This window comes from Mycobacterium toneyamaense (assembly GCF_055384815.1).
Genome location: NZ_AP040333.1, coordinates 6,030,043 through 6,047,108, shown reverse-complemented (window position 1 = coordinate 6,047,108; position 17,066 = coordinate 6,030,043). Strand labels below are relative to the sequence as shown.

The following is a 17,066-nucleotide window of genomic DNA, read 5'->3' as shown; positions in this document are numbered from 1 at the left end:
GCAGAACTGTACTGTGTAGTACATTGCTGTGGGCACGCCCCCTGGGTGCCGCGTGCCGACGGCGTGAAGGGGCCTCATGACGGCAGCCGCACCAACATGGCGTGCGTTGTGTCCTCGATGTCGATCTGTCCGAAGTGCCTGTAACGGTTCGCCACCGTTCCGACACTCACCTTCACCGCCATCGCACCAATGAACCTCGAAGGCTCGACGACCAAAGGAACGCTCATGACCATCAGGCACCCCGCTACCCGACCCGTCGACGCTCCGATCGTTCCGGTGCCTGGATGGCGACTGACCTTCGCCGCGGGCTTCGTGCCGATCACCGCCGGGTTGATCATTCTGGCCGTCACCTGGATCTCCGCGGTCCGCGCGAACTCGCCCTACTGGTTGGGCACCGGAACCCTAGACTTCACCCACGCCAGCCTCACCCACGACGCTGCGGCCTGGCTGGACACCAACGGCTCAGTCGGTGGTGTCAACATCATCGCCGCCGCCGCAGGTGTTCTTGTCATCTCCCGGTTCGGATTGCGCGCCGGACACCGATGGGCGTGGTGGTTCCTCGCATTCAGTTTCGTATGGGTGGGATTGCACGATGCTGTCATGGCCACTCGATTCTTCTTCGATACGGGCCAGCCTTTCATGCTGATGCCGTACACGTTCTGCGCGTTGCTGGCGGCCGGACTGCTCCGCTCACGCCGCGCGATATTTGGTGCGACGACCAAGAGCGTGACCGGTTAGGGCGGGGGCGCGCGCGAAATCCGTTCCGGAGCGGAACGTTTCGCCCGCGACGACATCTTCCAGCTCACGCCGTTTGAACAATGAGCTGACGGTTACCGCCGGCCCTCGGCGTAATGCAGCTCTTCGAAAAAGTTCGGTACTGCGCAACAAACACCAACTTCGTCCCTTCGCCAGCTCACCCTACAAACGTCGCACACGTTGCGTGCAATAAAGGAAAGCCGTTATGTCCCACCACTTCGACACCCCTACCGCCCAAGAAGATCCCCGCCTTAACCTGTGCGACTTTTACCTGTTCGGCGGCACCGCGGACACGACGGTGTTCGCGATGACCGTCAACCCCGCCGCTGACCTGGACACGTTCGCACCCTTCCGGGATGAAGCTCTCTACGCCTTCCGAGTCGACACCAACGGGGATCGCCGCGAAGATGTCGCGTTCAAAATCCGCGCCGGAGACGTCGTCCACGTCGCCGATGGTGACGGCGAGGCGCATGCTCAACGCGTAGAGGTTCGCTACGCTACCGGCGCTGACGCCACCAGCGGCGCAGCCGGCCAGGTGATTGCTTCAGGCACCACGGGTTCGACCGTCTTCGGCAATGGCGGGGTGCGAGTCTTCGCCGGTGTCGCCCACGACGTCTTCGCCGGCGATGCCGCTGCCGTGGCGGAGTTCCAAGCGGCATTCATGCGCGACTCCTATCAACCCGAAGCGTTCGACAGTCACGTGAACTTTTTCGCCGGCAGAACGGTGGGCGTCATCGTCCTAGAGGTGCCCAACACCATGCTGGGAACCTCGGGTCTGCTCCACGCGTGGGCTACCGTGTCCCTGGTCGGGCACGCGCCAGAACAGCAGGTAGCCCGATGGGGTTTGCCCCTGTTCACCCACCTTTTCCTCGGCGACGACGAGCTGAAGGAAGCCTTCAACCGCAGCGCACCCTCGGCGGACGACTCGGCCTTCGTGGCCAGCGCCCGTGCCACCGTCGCCAAATACGTCGAGCTGGCAGGCACATCACCCGACCCTGAGGTCTACGCCCAGCGCGTCGTCGACATGTTCGGCCCCTTGGCGCTGCCCTACGTGATGGGCAGCGCCGCATCGTTCGACTACACCGGGTTCAACGGCCGCGCACTGGCCGACAACGTCATGGACCACATGTTGTCCCTGCTCACCAACTCGCCCCTCGGCACCGGCATCAAGCCCGACCGCGGATACATCTCGGCGGAGTTCCCCTTCTTCGACATCCCCGCGAAGAGCCCGTAGCCGGTACCGGGTGCATCCCACGTGAGCCAACTATCGCGCTGTTCACTCAGCGAATACGGCGCAGAATGAGCGGCGGGTCGCTGCGCGGTCGTCCGTGTACCACCGAGAAGGGATACCCACATGCAGGAACCGGCGGACATAGCACTGTTGGCTGAACAACTGCGCAACGGCGACCGCGAGGCGTTCGGCAAGCTCCTCGACTTCTATGGGCCCTCAATGCTGCGGGTAGCTCGCGGATACGTTTCCAGCCGCGAACAAGCAGAAGACGTCGTGCAGGAAACGTGGATCGCGGTCTTCAAGGGCATCGATCGGTTCGAGGGCCGAGCTTCCCTGCGGACGTGGATTTTCTCCATCTTGATCAATGTCGCCAAAAAGCACGGCATGGCCGAACGTCGTCACACCGACACCGAGGTACGCGTCCTGACCGGCGGCACCGTCGATCCCGACCGATTCCGTGACGCCGGGGACCCCTACCCAGGACATTGGAAAGAACCGCCCGCCCCGTTTCCGGAGACCCCCGAGGGATCGCTGCTCAGCGGTGAACTCACTCGAGTCGCCACCGCGGGGCTGCGCCGGTTGCCTGAGCGCCAGCGTGAGGTGGTCCAACTACGTGACGTGCAAGGGTTCAGTTCCGAGGAGGTATGCCAATTGTTGGACATCACTGCGGCCAACCAGCGGGTGCTCCTGCACCGCGGTAGAGCCGTCGTCCGTCAAGAGCTGGAATCTTACCTGGGAACAACCGCATGATCCCGGACGAGATCATCTGTGAACCGCCCCAGGTTTGATGCCGCTGCTGTTTGAGTCCGGAAGGATGAACAGCATGCCCAAGAAGATCGATCCTGCGTTGCGTGACCGTGCGGTGCGGTTGGTGACCGAACATCAGCAGGAGTACTCGTCGTTGACCGCGGCCTCCGAGGCGGTCGCGCGCCAACTCGGCGTGGGCAAGGAATCGGTGCGTCGCTGGGTGGTCCAAGCCCAGATTGATGGCGGACAACGCCCGGGTGTAACCAGCGAAGAAAACGACGAAATCAAACGCCTGAAAGCTGAAAACCGAAGGCTCCGTGAGGATGTCGCGATTCTGAAAGCGGCAACGACTTTCTTCGCGGGGGAACTGTGCGCCACGAGGCGCTGGGTATATCGAGAGGCGGTGAGAGACCGTCTCCTTCGGGTCGTCGCAGCGGCCTGAGGAAGCATCGGGGCAGCCGATCGCCGGGAACGACGGTGAGCGGTGGCAAGCGGTCCCGAGAAGGCAAGCCGTGCCGGCACTGCCAGACGGTGCGGGCTTGTCGAGCAAGGTCAGAAGGTGCAGCGCAAGCGAACCAGTGTCAGACGCTCCGTAACCGCGAAGCCGGCTCCAACCTGGTGGATATGGGCCGGTATGCAGTGCACGAACCCGAGCGGGTGGGGTTTGACTCCGAAGCCGTTTAGTTCCAGCGGTGGGGAGGCCACGGTGAAGGCCTGCGGCGTAACCATGGCGATGCTGCCGGAGTAGAGCTGGGCGCCTCCCTGACCAATCGATGACCTGGTGAACGTGGGAACCACCCTGCGGGACCGCTCATTTCGTTTCCGGCAGCCAGCCGGGGCGGGTGTGACGACTCGGGTTCGGAGTCAAGGAACCGCATTTCAGGGTGGGGCGGAGGCCTCGTAGTAGTCGCGGGCGGTGACGTGCCCGCCGTGGAGACCGAGAAAGGCGGTCACAGGGCGAAGGGGGCCAGCAAGACATGCAGTGCGGAAACTGGAAGATCAGGAGATGACGTTATGTCGCCGGTGAATACCGACGAGCTGGAGTTGGCGCTGATGCTGGCGCGGCAACGGGTACTGAAGATCCAGACCAAGCTGCACCGTTGGGCACGCGATGATCCTCATCGCCGGTTCGACGATCTGTTCAACCTCGTCGCCGATCCCGCGTTCGTGTTGGTGGCGTGGGATCGGGTCAGCGGGAACAAGGGTGCCGCCACGGCCGGGGTCGATCGACGCACCGCGTCGTCCATCACTGCCGGGCAGGGCATCGAGGTGTTCCTCGATGAACTGCGGTCGCAGTTGAAGGACCGCAGTTTCCGCCCGTTGCCGGTGCGCGAGCGGATGATCCCCAAGACCGGTGGTGCGTTGCGCCGCTTGGGGATTCCCACCGTGGCCGATCGGGTGGTCCAGGCATCGTTGAAGTTGGTGTTGGAGCCGATCTTTGAGGCGGATTTCCTGCCGTGTTCCTACGGTTTCCGTCCGAAGCGCCGCGCTCATGATGCGGTGGCCGAAGTGCGTTATCTCGCAACACGTCCCCGGTGTTATGACTGGGTTGTTGAGGGAGACATCAAGGCCTGTTTCGATGAGATCGACCACACCGCTCTGATGGGGCGGGTGCGTCGACGCGTCGGTGACAACCGTGTCTTGGGGTTGGTGAAGGCGTTCCTCAAGGCGGGCATCCTCACCGAGGACGGCCTGCTGGCGGACAGCACCGCCGGAACTCCGCAGGGTGGGATTCTTTCGCCGCTGTTGGCCAATGTGGCGTTGTCGGTGCTCGATGAACACATTGCCGGGTTGCCGGGTGGTCCGGCCACCGGCTCGGTTGAGCGCGCTCGACGACTTCGTCACGGGCAGCCGAACTTTCGGCTGGTCCGCTATGCCGACGACTGGTGTCTGATGGTGCGGGGCACCAGAGCCCACGCCGAAGCACTACAGGAGGACATCGCCGCCGTGTTGGCGACGATGGGGTTGCGTCTGGCACCGGACAAGACCCTGATCACCCATATCGACGAGGGGCTGGACTTCCTCGGGTGGCGCATCCAGCGTCGCCGCAAGCGGGGCACCAGCTGCAGCTACGTCTATGTTCATCCGTCCACGAAGGCCGTGTTGGCGGTCAAACGGAAGATCAAGACGCTGCGCCGAACAGTTGAACTCAACCAGCCGCTCGATGACCTGCTGCGCCGCATCAACGCGACGCTGCAGGGATGGGCGGGCTATTTCCGGGCCGGGGTGTCCTCGGCGACCTTCTCCTACCTCAGTCACTACACGTGGCAGACGGTGTGGCGCTGGCTCCGACGAAAACACCGCAAGTCGACCTGGAAAGACCTGCGCCGCCAATATTGCGGCGGCGGCTGGTGGCCAGCCACCGAGGACCGTGTGCTGATCGATCTGGAGAAGATCGGCACGACCCGCTACCGCTACCGCGGTGCGGTCATTCCCTCGCCCTGGCCGACCGACGAGGAGGACACCACAGCAGCCTGACCGGGTCTTGTGGAGAGCCCGGTGCATTGAAAGGTGCACGCCGGGTTCGGGAAGCGGCCCGGGAAAACGGAACAGCCCCAACGGTTGTCACCGCGTCCCGGGCCGACTTTCACGGACCGGCCACATCAGTAGTCGTGGAGTTCATCAGCGCCCACCTGGGTCACCGGGTGGGCGCTGATGGTCTCAAGTGGGGTGTCGAGTCGATGTGTGCCGTGCTTACCGAGTACGGCATTGCTATCGCCCCGTCGACGTATTACGCACATCGAGTCGGTGACGGCCCGTCAACGGCCGATCTGGCGGACGCGCAGATCATCGACGCGATCTGTGTCAGCGGTCACGTATTTCCCCAGGTTTGAGGGGTTGTCCGTCACGTAATTCCCCACCCTGGCTGTCACGTAATTCCCCACCCTGGGCGGTGTGTCTGCCTGGTGTGGGCCTCGTTTACCGGTTCGCTCTGCATCCATCTGATGGTGGATGGAAGGGCGCTGATGGCGAGGAGAAGTATCGTGATGCTCGATTTGGTCGAGTTGTTCACCCACTGGCACGCGGGCCGTTCGCAGGTCCAGTTATCGGAGTCGCTGGGCATTGACCGCAAGACCGTCCGCAAATATTTGGCTCCGGCGGTCGCGGCGGGTATCGGCCCGGGTACGGAGCCGCTGACCGCGCCACAGTGGTCGGAGCTGATCGGCGGGTGGTTCCCGGAACTGTCCGATCCTGCGGCGCGGGCGCTGACCTGGCCGCTGATCGAACCGCACCGGGACCAGATCAAGACCTGGCTCGATGCCGATGTCACGATCGCCACGATCGCTCAGCGGTTGCGGGACGAGCATGCGGTAGCGGTGTCGGAGTCCTCGGTTCGGCGTTGGATCGCAACACATTTCGCGGAAGAGGTGGCACGAGCGAAGGTGACCGTGCCGCGCCGGCCGGTCGAGCCGGGCAGTGAAGCGCAGATCGACTACGGTCGCCTGGGCATGTGGTTCGATCCCGCGGTGGGCCGCCGGGTGGCGGTGTGGGCGTTCGTGATGGTGTTGGCGTGTTCGCGGCACCTGTTCGTGCGCCCGGTGATCCGGATGGACCAAACCACCTGGTGCGCTTGCCATGTCGCGGCGTTCGAGTTCTTCGGCGGGGTCCCGGCCCGGTTGGTGTGTGACAACCTCAAGACCGGGGTGGACAAACCCGACCTGTATGACCCGAAGATCAACCGCGCCTATGCCGAGCTGGCCACCCACTACGGCACCCTGATCGACCCGGCGCGGGCGTTCAAACCCAAAGACAAACCCCGCGTCGAACGGCCCATGCAATACATCCGGGATTCGTTCTGGCGCGGCCGCCAGTTCGACGGGCTGCCCGCGATGCAAACCGACGCCCAGCGCTGGAGCATCGAGGTGGCCGGGGCGAGGTCGTGTCGGGCACTGGAGGGCGCGCCGCCGTTGCGGGTGTTTGAAGCGATCGAAGCCAGCGCGTTGATCGGGTTGCCGCCCAGAGTATTTGAACTGTCCACCTGGTCGATCGGCACCGTCGGCACCGACGCGCACCTCAAGGTCGGCAAGGCGTTGTACTCGGTGCCGTGGCGGCTGATCGGGCAACGCCTGCATGCCCGCACCGCCGGCGACGTGGTACAGGTCTTTCACGCCGATGCGGTGGTGGCCATCCACGTGCGCCGCCCATCGGGGCGCTCGACCGACTTCGCCCATTACCCGCCGGAGAAGGTCGCGTTCGCGATGAAAACCCCGACCTGGTGCCGGCGCACCGCCGAACTGGTCGGCCCGGCCTGCGTCGCGGTGATCGCCGCGTTCATGGCCGACAACGCCATCCACCATCTGCGCGCCGCGCAAGGAGTGCTCGGGCTGCGCGACAAACACGGCTGCGACCGGTTGGAGGCCGCGTGCGCCCGCGCCATCGCCGTCGGTGACCCGTCCTACCGCACCATCAAAGGCATCCTGGCCGCCGGCACCGAACACGCCGGCGACGAACCGCCCGCCAGCACCGGCGCGGCGGGGGCGTTTCTGCGTGGCCCCGACCAGTTCGGCACCGATACCGGCATCATCGCCTGATCGTCACCAATTCCACACTGCTGCAACATAATCAACCTTCAAAGGAAGCCCACCATGTCTATCTGTGATCCGGCGCTACGCACCGCGCTGCGCACCCTGAAACTGTCCGGCATGCTCGACACCCTCGATGCCCGGCTCGCCCAAACCCGCGACGGCGGCCTCGGCCACCTCGAATTCCTGCAAGCCCTCTGTCAAGACGAGATCGCCCGCCGCGAATCCGCCGCTCTCACACGGCGATTGCGCCGCGCCAAGTTCGAAGAACAGGCCACCTTCGAAGACTTCGACTTCACCGCCAACCCGAAACTGCCCGCCGCGATGCTGCGCGACCTGGCCGCCCTGCGCTGGCTCGACGCCGGCGAATCAGTCATCCTCTACGGCCCCGTCGGCGTCGGCAAAACCCATGTGGCACAAGCACTCGGACATCACGTAGCCCGCCGCGGCGGGGACATCCGCTTCGTCAAATGCGCCCGCATGCTCGCCGACCTTGCCGGCGGACACGCCGACCGCACCATCGGCCAGCGCATGCGCGAGTACACCCGGCCCCTGGTACTGATCGTCGATGACTTCGCGATGCGTGAGCACACCACCACCCAATCCGACGATCTCTACGATCTGGTCTCCGACCGGGCCATCGCTGGCAAACCCCTCATCCTGACCAGCAACCGCGCCCCCAAAGACTGGTACCCGCTGTTCCCCAACCCCGTCGTGGCCGAATCCCTACTCGACCGACTGATCAACACCAGCCACCAAGTCCTCATGGACGGACCCAGCTACCGACCCCGGAAACGACCCGGCCGCACCACCACCTAGACAACGCCCGCCCCGACCGGTAAGACCAACACGAGGCCCACACCTGGGGAATTACGTGACAGCAACCCCTGGGGAATTACGTGACCGACGACAATCTGGCGGCTACGTAAGTCATCGGCATTGTTTAAGGTACTGGGCGCGCGCAAGACATGGATTGTACTGCGCACCAACGGAATTGATGTTTCTCGGTGCGTGGTGGAGCGAGTGATGCGGGAAATGGGGTGGCGCGGGGCGTGCAAGCGGCGCCGGGTGCTAACCACCGTTGCTGACCCGGCTGCGATGCGGGCTCCGGATCGGGTGCAGCGGTGTTTCGTCGCCGCGGCGCCGGACCGGTTGTGGGTGGCCGATTTCACCTATTGCCGTACCCGTGCCGGCTGGGCCTACACGGCGTTCGTCACTGACGTCTACGCCCGCAAGATCGTGGGCTGGAAGGTGGCCACCGAGATGACTCAGAAGCTGGTCACCGACGCGATAAATCACGCTATTGATACCCGGAAGCGTTCTGGTGCAACAACTTTGGCAGATCTCGTCCATCATAGCGATGCGGGCTCACAATATACGGCGGTCGCGTTCACTGAACACCTTGCTGCCGAAGGGATCTTGCCGTCGATCGGGACCGTCGGTGACAGCTTCGATAATGCCCTGGCCGAATCAGTGAACAGCAGTTACAAGACCGAGCTCATCGACAACCAGCCGCTGTATCCGGGAGCTACCGAGCTGTCCCTGGCAACGGCCGAATGGGTCGCGTTCTACAACCGTCAGCGGCCCAACGGCTACTGCCAGGACCTGACACCGGACCGGGCCGAAGCGCTCTACTACCATCGCCTCCAGCACCCTCAAACCGAGGAGGCACTCACATAACAGAGCCTCCGAACACGCCGGGGCGGATCAGTGGCCTTCACGTTCGAGTGGACCCGCGAGCTGGTTGAGGCGAAAGGCTGGCGTTACGAGGTGGCGACCGAGCCCATCGCTGCGGAACTGCAGAATGTCCGCTTCTTATCGGGATACCGGCGCAACTGGCTATTCCGGTCTGAGCTCCTGACACGAGTGCGGGGGAAGGATCTGGACGGCCTGACACTCGCAGACGCGCTCAAGTGTCTGCCGGATGAACCGGTCCAACACGTCAAATCGAGCCTGCTGCACCTTGTTTGGCGCCAAGAGCTGCTGATCGATCTGAGCGCGCCGCTTAGCGGACGAACGGAACTGAGGAGACCAGCATGAGTTCAGCTGCGGTTCGGATCGGTGTAGGCACACGACTTGTGCACGACGGGGAGCTGGTCGAGATCGTTGAGATCCACGCTGGCCGGACGGGCATGGACGTCGTGTTGAAATGTACGTCGAAGCAAGCCCTCATCCGTGCGAGCTTCAACGAACTCCTCACGTCTGGGGCCACGCGAGTTATCCCCGAACGGGACGGGCCGACAGGTGATGACGACTTCGAGCCGGCCGGGGTTGTTCTTGCTCAGCTGAGCGGCGATGAGCGTAACGAGGTGATCGACCGAGCGGCGCACGTCCGTGAGGTGCTGACTGGGTTCCGTTCGGGTAGTGAGGAATTGGCGCTCCCCGGGGAGCCGCGGTCGGAGTACCGAGGCGATGTCCCGCTGTCGAGACGTTACGCGAGCAAAGCGCGTGAGCTTGGTGCTGGGGTGCGCTCGATCGAGCGTTGGGTGCAGCAATTCCAGAAGAGCGGTGAGGCGGGACTTGCGCCGACGCACGATCGCGCGGGTGCTGGCCCGGGTGCGAACGTCGACTCTCGGTGGACTGAGACGGCAGTTGAGGTGATGGTCGAGCACGCAGACCAATCCCGGCCGTCGCAAACGATGGTCATCAAGCGAACCAACGCGCGGATTGTCGCTCGTTTTGGCGAAGGGGTCGTTGAAGTCCCTTCGCGTGCAACAGCATTTCGTGTTCTTGCCGAGCTAGAAAGGCGGTACCCGACCTTCCGGTTGAGTACGAAACGCAACCGCGACATCGCCGACCGTCCAGACGGGTTATACGGAAAGCTCCGCCCGACCAGGCCCGGCGAGTACATGCTGATGGACACCACGCGCCTGGACGTCTTTGCGATGGATCCGATTACGTTGCGGTGGGTGCAGGCGGAGTTGACGATCGGTATGGACTGGTATACCCGCTGCGTCACCGGGATTCGGTTGACACCGGTGTCGACGAAGTCAGTGGATGCGGCTGCAGTCCTGTATCAGTCTTATCGGCCACGGCCAGCCGGCAAGAACTGGCCGACGCATGCGGTGTGGCCCGAACATGGTGTGCCGAGGTCCGTTCTGATTGACGTGCAGGCGGTTGACGGCGCGTTCGTCGGCGCAGCGGGCCCGGCGATCGTGCCCGAGACCGTGGTGATCGATCACGGCAAAATTTACGTGTCCGAGCATATGACGAGTGTCTGTCAGCGGCTCGGGATTTCGATCCAGCCGGCCCGACTACGAACAGGCCGAGACAAAGGGCCAGTGGAGAGATTCTTTCGCACGATTCGCGAAGACCTGCTCCAAATCCTCCTCGGATACAAGGGTCCAGATATTCACTCGCGAGGACTCGACCCGGAGTCGGAGGCGTTCTTCTATCTTGACGAGTTGGAAGCGATCATCCGTGAGTGGGTGGCAGTGGAGTATCACCGCCGACCGCATGACAGTCTCGTCGATCCGCATGTGCCAGGGCTACGTATGTCCCCGGCACAGATGTTTGAACACGGCATTGCTCGCGCCGGCTACATCGAGGCGCCACGTGATCCCGATTTGGCGTACGAGTTCCTGAAAGCCGAGTTCCGCAAGGTGCAGCACTACGGGGTGGATTTGGGTGGTCGCCGGTACAACGGCATGTCATTGAGCCCTTACCGCAATGTGGCCAGCCCGTATAAGGGAAAAGCCAAGGGGGGCTGGCCTATTCACTACGACCCCGACGACGTCACCCGCGCCTACTTCCGCGATCCGGAGACCCGCAAGTGGCACACGTTGATGTGGGAACACGCACCGTCGATGGAGATGCCGCTGAGCCAGGATGCGCTGCAATTCGCACGTAAGCTCGCCGCTTCAAAGTACACCTACCCCGATGATCGACTTGCGGTCACCGATCTGTTGGAGCGGTGGAACCTCGGGTTGGGCTCCACGCTGGCGGAACGGCGGATGGCGTTGCGGCTGTCCCGCGAAGACACACTGATCGACCAGAGTGCTGCGCTGAACGAGGTTGGCACCCTGCCGTCAGTAGCCCGCGTGATGGCCACAGCCGATGCTCCCGCCGATGAGGATGCGGACACGCCTGATGTACCCGATCCCGAGACCGGTGATGACGACACCGAGGACGAACTCGACGACTACGTGAGCGACTTCTACGCCGACGCGCTGGAGGACGCGTGATGGCCACGAAGAATCACGCGCAGCAGCAGACCGAGGCCCGGCTGGACAATCTCACGTTGGCCCGAAAGGAGGGCTGGCAGCGATTCGTAAACACCGCCGCTCGTATCCCACCGGAGCCACTGACCCGCAGCCAACTTGAGGCGCTGGGCGAAGCGGCCTTCGACGACTACAACCGGCAGCGCCGCGAGTGGCACGCCAATCTTGGCCCGATCAAAACGCCGCAGCTCGCCGCCCTGCATGAGGACCTGTGGGACATCGTCGACAGCAACGCCCAGGACGGCGACAAGGCCAAAGGCGCGGTGGCGATCGATGCCTTTCCCGGACTCGGGAAGACCACTTCGGTGCTGGATTTCGCCAAGAAGTTCCATCGTCGCGAAATCAACGAGCAGGGAACCGAAACCAATGCGGGCCACGAGCGTTGGCCGGTGTGCCGAGTGGGGTTGACCGGCAATACTGGGATGGTCGAATTCAATAAGGCGATGCTCGGCTTTTACGCCCATCCAGGGGTCACACGGGGCAAGGCAGCTGACTACGCCTATCGAGCATTGGACAACGTCCTGAGCTGCGAGACCGGGACTTGACCCCGTGTGTTGGACACGCTCAATCCCAGGAATGTGCTGGGGGAAGCGAGATGATCCAACCCGATGGCAAGGAAAAATTACCCCGATGAGTTCAAGCGTGACGCGGTCGCGCTCTACCGGGACACCGAGGGCGCGACGATCGCCCAGATCGCTGCCGAGCTCGGTGTCAGCGAGGCCACGCTCTCGGCGTGGTGCAAGTCGGCCGGGGTGCCGATTCGGCACCGCCGCGGTGTCGTAGTGGCCGAGCCTGTGCCAGGGGCCGAGAGCCCTGAGCAGGAGCTGGCCCGCCTCCGCAGTGAGGTCAAGGCGTTACGCGCCACCGAGGCGCGGTTGTCCACCGAGCGTGACATCTTGCGGTCGGCGGCCAAATATTTCGCCGGGGAGACGAACTGGTGAGCCGCTTTCAGTTTGTCGCCGACCACCTGCACGCCTTCGAGGTGAAGTGGCTCTGCGCAGTCGTCGAGGTTGCGCGTTCGTCGTTCTACGCGTGGTTGGCCGGTGCTGACGGACGAGCGGCCCGTCGGGCTGCTGACGAGGCGCTGGCCGAGCGTATCCGCGCCGTCCACGACGAGGACAACACCTACGGGGCGCCGCGGATCACCGCCGAGCTCAACGACGGTGCGCCCGAGGGGCAGCGGGTCAACCACAAGCGGGTGGCTCGGGTGATGCGCGGCGCCGGGATCGCCGGTTATCGACGCCGACGTCGGGTCAAGACGACCGTGGCGGACCCGGCGAACCAGAAGGTCCCCGACCTGCTCAAACGGGATTTCACCGCCGCGCAGGTCAACACCCGTTACGTCGGCGACATCACCTACTTGCCATTGGCGACCGGCGCCAACCTGTACCTGGCCACCGTGATCGACTGCTGTTCACGGCGGGTCGCCGGGTGGGCGATCGCCGATCACATGCGCACCGAACTGGTCATCGATGCGCTCAAAGCCGCTGCTGCACTGCGGGGTTCACTGGCTGGTGCAATATTCCATGCAGATCATGGAAGTCAGTACACCTCACGGGATTTCGCGAATCTCTGCCGCGATCTGGGGGTCGTCCAGTCGATGGGTGCGGTGGGGTCAAGTGCCGATAACGCGTTGGCCGAATCGTTCAACGCCGCCCTCAAGCGCGAGATTCTGCAAGACCGTAACTGCTGGCCGGACGCGGCGATCTGCCGCCGTGAGGTCTTTCGGTGGCTGGCCCGCTACAACACCACACGACGGCACTCCTACTGCCGTCATTCCAGCCCCGCGACCTACGAAAGGAACCTGACACCGGCTACGCTGCCCGAAGCCGCATAACCACAAATCCCGTGTCCACTACATGGGGGCAAGGCCCACCAAGTTGCTCATAATCGATGATCTGCACTTTCTCCGCTGGCGCAACACAGTCGGGGTGGAGATCAGCAACCATTTCAAATACATCGCCAACGAGTTCCCCGTCACTCTGATCTTCGTCGGCGTCGGTCTGGCAGCTCGCGGCCTGTTCTCCGAAGGCCATTTCTACGAAGACGCCGTAATCGCTCAAACCGGTAGGCGGACAACAAACCTCGACATGAGGCCGTTCACCATCGAAGGGGACGAAGGTCGCCGCCAGTGGCGCCAACTCCTGCTCGCCCTGGAGCAGCGGATCGTGCTGGCCGACCACCATCCCGGCATGCTCGTCGACGAGCTTTCGGACTACCTGTTTGCGCGTAGTACCGGGCATATCGGATCGCTCATGACGTTGATCAATCGGGGCTGTCAACGCGCCGTTCGGACCGGGGCTGAAGTCCTTTCCCGCGAATTGATGGATCGCGTCAAGAACGATGCGGCGTCGGAGAAAGCCCGTCAGGAACTGGAGATCGCATTTCAGGCGCGGCGGTTGACGACTCGAATCGGTAAGGCAGGGTAACCGTTTGCGTACCTTGCCGATCCGCGTCAACCCGATTGATGGTGAAGCCCTCGATTCCTGGCTCGAAGCGCTTGCGCATCGCACGCACACGGCATTCGGCGACCTTCTTCAGGCGGTCGGCCTCGCTACACACCCGCAGACAACCGCAGCCTGGTGGATGGTAGGGCTGAGTTCCACCGAGATCGAGACGGTCAGCGCGGTGACGGGCGTTTCATCGGCCACGCTCAATCGCATGACGCTGCACCGCTACGCCGATGATGCGGCGCCTATCGATCGACGGTTGTATGTCGCAGAACGGTACCTGCCGTGGAGCACACCGACCGGATCGGGTTTTTGCCCGGCGTGCTTAGAAGAGACCGGTGGGAGATGGAACCTCGATTGGCGGCTGGGTTGGACATTCGTTTGCATCAAGCATCATTGCTTGCTCGCGCATGCCTGCCCAGAATGCGGCGGTGTTCAGCGTGGGCGGGCACATATCAGAGAGACCATCCCCCAACCAGGACGTTGCTCCAACCCGGCAACGTCAGCGCTCGGTCGCTCGCCCAAACGGTGCGGGGCCGACCTCTCACACGCGAGGGTCTCCATCTTCAGAATCGAACACTCCGTGATAGAGGCGCAACGAACCATCAATGCCATTATCGCCACGGCGACACCAGAATTCGGTCTCTACAACGCGCACACCCAGCCACGGGCCAGCGTCCTCGCAGACATTCGGGCCGTTGCCGGACGCGTGTTGGCTTATGCCACACCACGCGATCTCGAAGCCGTCATCCCCGCTGACCTGCTCGCCGTCTACCGTGGCCCGATCCGCCGGTCTTCCTCCCGACGTGGACCCAGCCGAGACCCGAGACAGGCGGTGCCGACGCCCGCGGCAAGTGCGGCGGTCGGCGTGGTCGCCGCGCTGAACGTGCTTAATCACGTGAGTGTCGCCGGCGCCGGGGAAGCGCTGCGCTGGTTAGTGCAATCCTCGCGGGACCAGGGATTGTCTGTGACAGCAACAAACATTGGTTGGGGGAAGGGCATCTCCGCCGCACTCGTCGGAGCCCAACTCGCCGCGCTGGGACCTCTACTCAACCCCAGCGACCAACTGCGTTACCGCATCGGCACACCGATGCCGACGCATCCCGCGCCCTCCGACGTACACAGCAACATCCTGGCCAAACGACTGCCGTCCATGCTGTGGCCGGCCTGGTCGTTGCGATTCTCGATTCCGAAATGCCATCAACGCCAACTACGGCCCACGCTGGCCGTTGCGCTTCTACTCGTCCACAGCAGGCTCAGTCTGGACGACTCGGCGCGAATAGTCGACAGCCCCATCAACGGCCAGGCGATATCGCGCGTGCTCCAGCTCCTCGAAGACCACGAGCACTGGCCCAACATTCGAGCCGGACTCATCCGAATGGCCGAATACCTGGCCACCGAAAACGTACCCATCGACTACCATCTGCGCCGACGCCTCAACTACAGCCAGCTACTACCGGACATGACGTGGGCACAGATCTGTCGCGACACCGGCACCCCTGGCGCGGGGACCGCTCGGGCCAAGATCGCGCGCAGTTACCTTTTCGAACAACTCAGCGGACTGCCCTCAGCGGCGGCACCGTGGGGTGCCGATGACAGCGCATTCCGCACCAGGGTTGCCAACTTTCCGCAGCACCTCACCCCAGCACTGTCAGCTGCGCTCTACGAGCATGCGCAGGAATTCCTATCCCACATGGATATTACGGGCGAACCGCCGGTGTGGTCTCCACCGGCCAACGTCTTTGATGGCCTTCTCCTACCTGGACCTAATCCCGACGACCTGGATGCCGCTGAACTACGCAATCTGGTGAACGGCGAACAGATGACGCTGGGCACTGCTGCCAAACTCGTTGGCACCAGCCTCGACACAGCGCGACACGTCCTACAGGTAGCAGCCGTTGCCAGTTCGTCCGCGACCGGCGCCGACCAGGCTGCGCCGACTAGCGCATCCGCGTATTGTGCCGCACGGGGCGCGCTCCCCCGCTCCCGCTTCATCGAGCTCTATCACGATCAGCGAATGTCATTGCGCGACATAGCCGTCGACGTTGGGGTCAGCCGTCAGACGATTGCCCGCCTCGCACACGACTATGAGGTCTCTCTGCGGCAACCCTGCCGGCACACCAGAAACCCGGTAGACCGCGACTGGCTCTACGAGCAGTACGTCACTGGACGACGGGCTCTCCCAGACCTCGCACGTGAGGCCGGGATGAGCACCAGCAGCATGGCCCGCTGGGCAAAGACGCACGCTATCCCCTTGCGCGGGCGAGGTGGACAGAGCCACAGCGCAAGCCTCGCCGCCCAGCGCGATGTCCCTAGCGCCCTGGAACACGACTCCACGCTCGTCGGAACCCGCACATGGCAGCGTCTGCAGCTATTCGCGTGTGCTGCCCGTTACCGGACACTTACCGTTGCCGCGCAAGAACTTGGCGTCCGCCCGATCAGCCTCATCAACCGAATCAAGTACCTCGAAAGCGAACTCGGTATGCAACTGCTCGTTCGTCCAGAGAATGGATGCGCAATGCAGTTCACCGACGATGGAATCCAGGTGCTGAGATCCCTCCAGGCAGACGTTCGACTAATGGTCGCGGCCGAATCCCCGACTTAACACCGAGTCGATGTACTCCGGCGACGATCCGACGTCAGGGCCATCCTTGATCATGCCTACAAACTTCGGGGGCCAGGTCCCTCGCGGTGTAGCTTGAGCTGCGCGGGACAGCCGACGTGCGTCCGCGAGTAGGGTATCCACTTGGTCGTCGGGCATGTTGTCGATCAGGCGGAGCAGCTCATCGCGACTTGCGGTCATTGTTTCAATCTAAGTCGTACTGACATTGAATGGCCGCACACACCACGCGCGGCCGCGACTAACCAGCCGACAGCTCCTCAGAGGTGCGCCGAGCGACGGTGGGGACTGCGCCGGGTTCAGTTGACTCGCTGATGTGCCCTGGGTTGCATGGAGTCGGTTGCTCGACTTTTGGTCACGACGTCCCTTGAAGGAGCCGTGTCCATGGCCTGGTGGATGCACCCGACGCTCGATCAGTTCGGCCCAGTTTCAACTGCGAAATACGTCGAAATCGGCGTCGATGACCACTGAATCTGTCCTGTAGCGTCAATTCAAACCGTGTTCGTTGGGGGATTTCGC

13 protein-coding genes and 3 pseudogenes are annotated in these 17,066 nt (G+C 63.3%); 15 read left to right on the top strand and 1 reads right to left on the bottom strand.

The window, feature by feature from the left end; translation table 11 throughout:
• Positions 1 to 74: 74 nt before the first annotated feature.
• Positions 75 to 227: a hypothetical protein gene (locus tag ACZ5IQ_RS29155; RefSeq protein WP_406805003.1), complete on the bottom strand. Its 153-nt coding sequence runs from the start codon at positions 225 to 227 to the stop codon at positions 75 to 77.
• Between ACZ5IQ_RS29155 and ACZ5IQ_RS29150 the strand changes: the two genes are divergently transcribed.
• From ACZ5IQ_RS29150 to ACZ5IQ_RS29080, 15 genes and pseudogenes are all read left to right on the top strand, one after another.
• Positions 226 to 738 (top strand): hypothetical protein, encoded by a 513-nt coding sequence (locus ACZ5IQ_RS29150; protein WP_142394587.1) that lies wholly within the window; start codon positions 226 to 228, stop codon positions 736 to 738. The genes ACZ5IQ_RS29155 and ACZ5IQ_RS29150 overlap by 2 nt on opposite strands.
• 223 nt (positions 739 to 961) lie before the next feature.
• A complete protein-coding gene (locus tag ACZ5IQ_RS29145; RefSeq protein WP_103799461.1) occupies positions 962 to 1,990 on the top strand; it encodes a DUF4331 family protein in 1,029 nt (342 codons plus the stop codon).
• Between the two features lie 120 nt (positions 1,991 to 2,110).
• Positions 2,111 to 2,737, top strand: coding sequence for an RNA polymerase sigma factor (locus tag ACZ5IQ_RS29140; RefSeq protein ID WP_406803214.1), 627 nt, complete (start codon positions 2,111 to 2,113; stop codon positions 2,735 to 2,737).
• Between the two features lie 73 nt (positions 2,738 to 2,810).
• A pseudogene (locus ACZ5IQ_RS29135) lies at positions 2,811 to 3,098 on the top strand (transposase); the annotation flags it as partial.
• Positions 3,099 to 3,664: 566 nt separating this feature from the next.
• Positions 3,665 to 5,212, top strand: a complete 1,548-nt coding sequence (ltrA, locus tag ACZ5IQ_RS29130) for a group II intron reverse transcriptase/maturase (RefSeq protein WP_464480602.1) — start codon at positions 3,665 to 3,667, stop codon at positions 5,210 to 5,212.
• Positions 5,213 to 5,328: 116 nt separating this feature from the next.
• A pseudogene (locus ACZ5IQ_RS29125) lies at positions 5,329 to 5,478 on the top strand (IS3-like element IS987 family transposase); the annotation flags it as partial.
• Between the two features lie 243 nt (positions 5,479 to 5,721).
• Entirely contained in the window at positions 5,722 to 7,266 is a 1,545-nt protein-coding gene (istA, locus tag ACZ5IQ_RS29120; RefSeq protein WP_464481517.1) for an IS21 family transposase, read from the top strand.
• Positions 7,267 to 7,320: 54 nt separating this feature from the next.
• A complete protein-coding gene (istB, locus tag ACZ5IQ_RS29115; protein WP_074360265.1) occupies positions 7,321 to 8,076 on the top strand; it encodes an IS21-like element helper ATPase IstB in 756 nt (251 codons plus the stop codon).
• A 120-nt stretch (positions 8,077 to 8,196) separates the two neighbouring features.
• A complete protein-coding gene (locus tag ACZ5IQ_RS29110; RefSeq protein WP_464480601.1) occupies positions 8,197 to 8,937 on the top strand; it encodes an IS3 family transposase in 741 nt (246 codons plus the stop codon).
• 30 nt (positions 8,938 to 8,967) lie between these two features.
• Entirely contained in the window at positions 8,968 to 9,297 is a 330-nt protein-coding gene (locus ACZ5IQ_RS29105; protein ID WP_464480600.1) for a hypothetical protein, read from the top strand.
• Positions 9,294 to 11,441, top strand: a complete 2,148-nt coding sequence (locus ACZ5IQ_RS29100) for a transposase (RefSeq protein ID WP_464480599.1) — start codon at positions 9,294 to 9,296, stop codon at positions 11,439 to 11,441. Before ACZ5IQ_RS29105 ends, ACZ5IQ_RS29100 begins: the two co-directional genes overlap by 4 nt.
• Positions 11,441 to 12,022, top strand: coding sequence for a hypothetical protein (locus ACZ5IQ_RS29095; RefSeq protein WP_464480598.1), 582 nt, complete (start codon positions 11,441 to 11,443; stop codon positions 12,020 to 12,022). Before ACZ5IQ_RS29100 ends, ACZ5IQ_RS29095 begins: the two co-directional genes overlap by 1 nt.
• A 63-nt stretch (positions 12,023 to 12,085) precedes the next feature.
• Positions 12,086 to 13,314, top strand: a protein-coding gene (locus ACZ5IQ_RS29090) for an IS3 family transposase (protein WP_109536170.1) whose coding sequence is annotated in 2 segments (ribosomal slippage) — positions 12,086 to 12,398 and positions 12,398 to 13,314 — 1,230 coding nt in all. Because the reading frame shifts where the segments join, the coding sequence is not laid out codon by codon here.
• A gap of 37 nt (positions 13,315 to 13,351) precedes the next feature.
• A pseudogene (locus ACZ5IQ_RS29085) lies at positions 13,352 to 13,906 on the top strand (ATP-binding protein); the annotation flags it as partial.
• Positions 13,907 to 13,910: 4 nt separating this feature from the next.
• Positions 13,911 to 16,532, top strand: coding sequence for a TniQ family protein (locus tag ACZ5IQ_RS29080; RefSeq protein WP_464480597.1), 2,622 nt, complete (start codon positions 13,911 to 13,913; stop codon positions 16,530 to 16,532).
• Positions 16,533 to 17,066 lie beyond the last annotated feature (534 nt).

Excerpts from the sequence above, each read along its gene's own strand:
- ACZ5IQ_RS29150 (WP_142394587.1), top strand. The coding sequence starts at position 226 with ATGACCATCAGGCACCCCGCTACCCGACCCGTCGACGCTCCGATCGTT.
- ACZ5IQ_RS29155 (WP_406805003.1), bottom strand. The coding sequence starts at position 227 with ATGAGCGTTCCTTTGGTCGTCGAGCCTTCGAGGTTCATTGGTGCGATG.
- ACZ5IQ_RS29145 (WP_103799461.1), top strand. The coding sequence starts at position 962 with ATGTCCCACCACTTCGACACCCCTACCGCCCAAGAAGATCCCCGCCTT.
- ACZ5IQ_RS29140 (WP_406803214.1), top strand. The coding sequence starts at position 2,111 with ATGCAGGAACCGGCGGACATAGCACTGTTGGCTGAACAACTGCGCAAC.
- istA (WP_464481517.1), top strand. The coding sequence starts at position 5,722 with ATGCTCGATTTGGTCGAGTTGTTCACCCACTGGCACGCGGGCCGTTCG.
- istB (WP_074360265.1), top strand. The coding sequence starts at position 7,321 with ATGTCTATCTGTGATCCGGCGCTACGCACCGCGCTGCGCACCCTGAAA.
- ACZ5IQ_RS29100 (WP_464480599.1), top strand. The coding sequence starts at position 9,294 with ATGAGTTCAGCTGCGGTTCGGATCGGTGTAGGCACACGACTTGTGCAC.
- ACZ5IQ_RS29095 (WP_464480598.1), top strand. The coding sequence starts at position 11,441 with ATGGCCACGAAGAATCACGCGCAGCAGCAGACCGAGGCCCGGCTGGAC.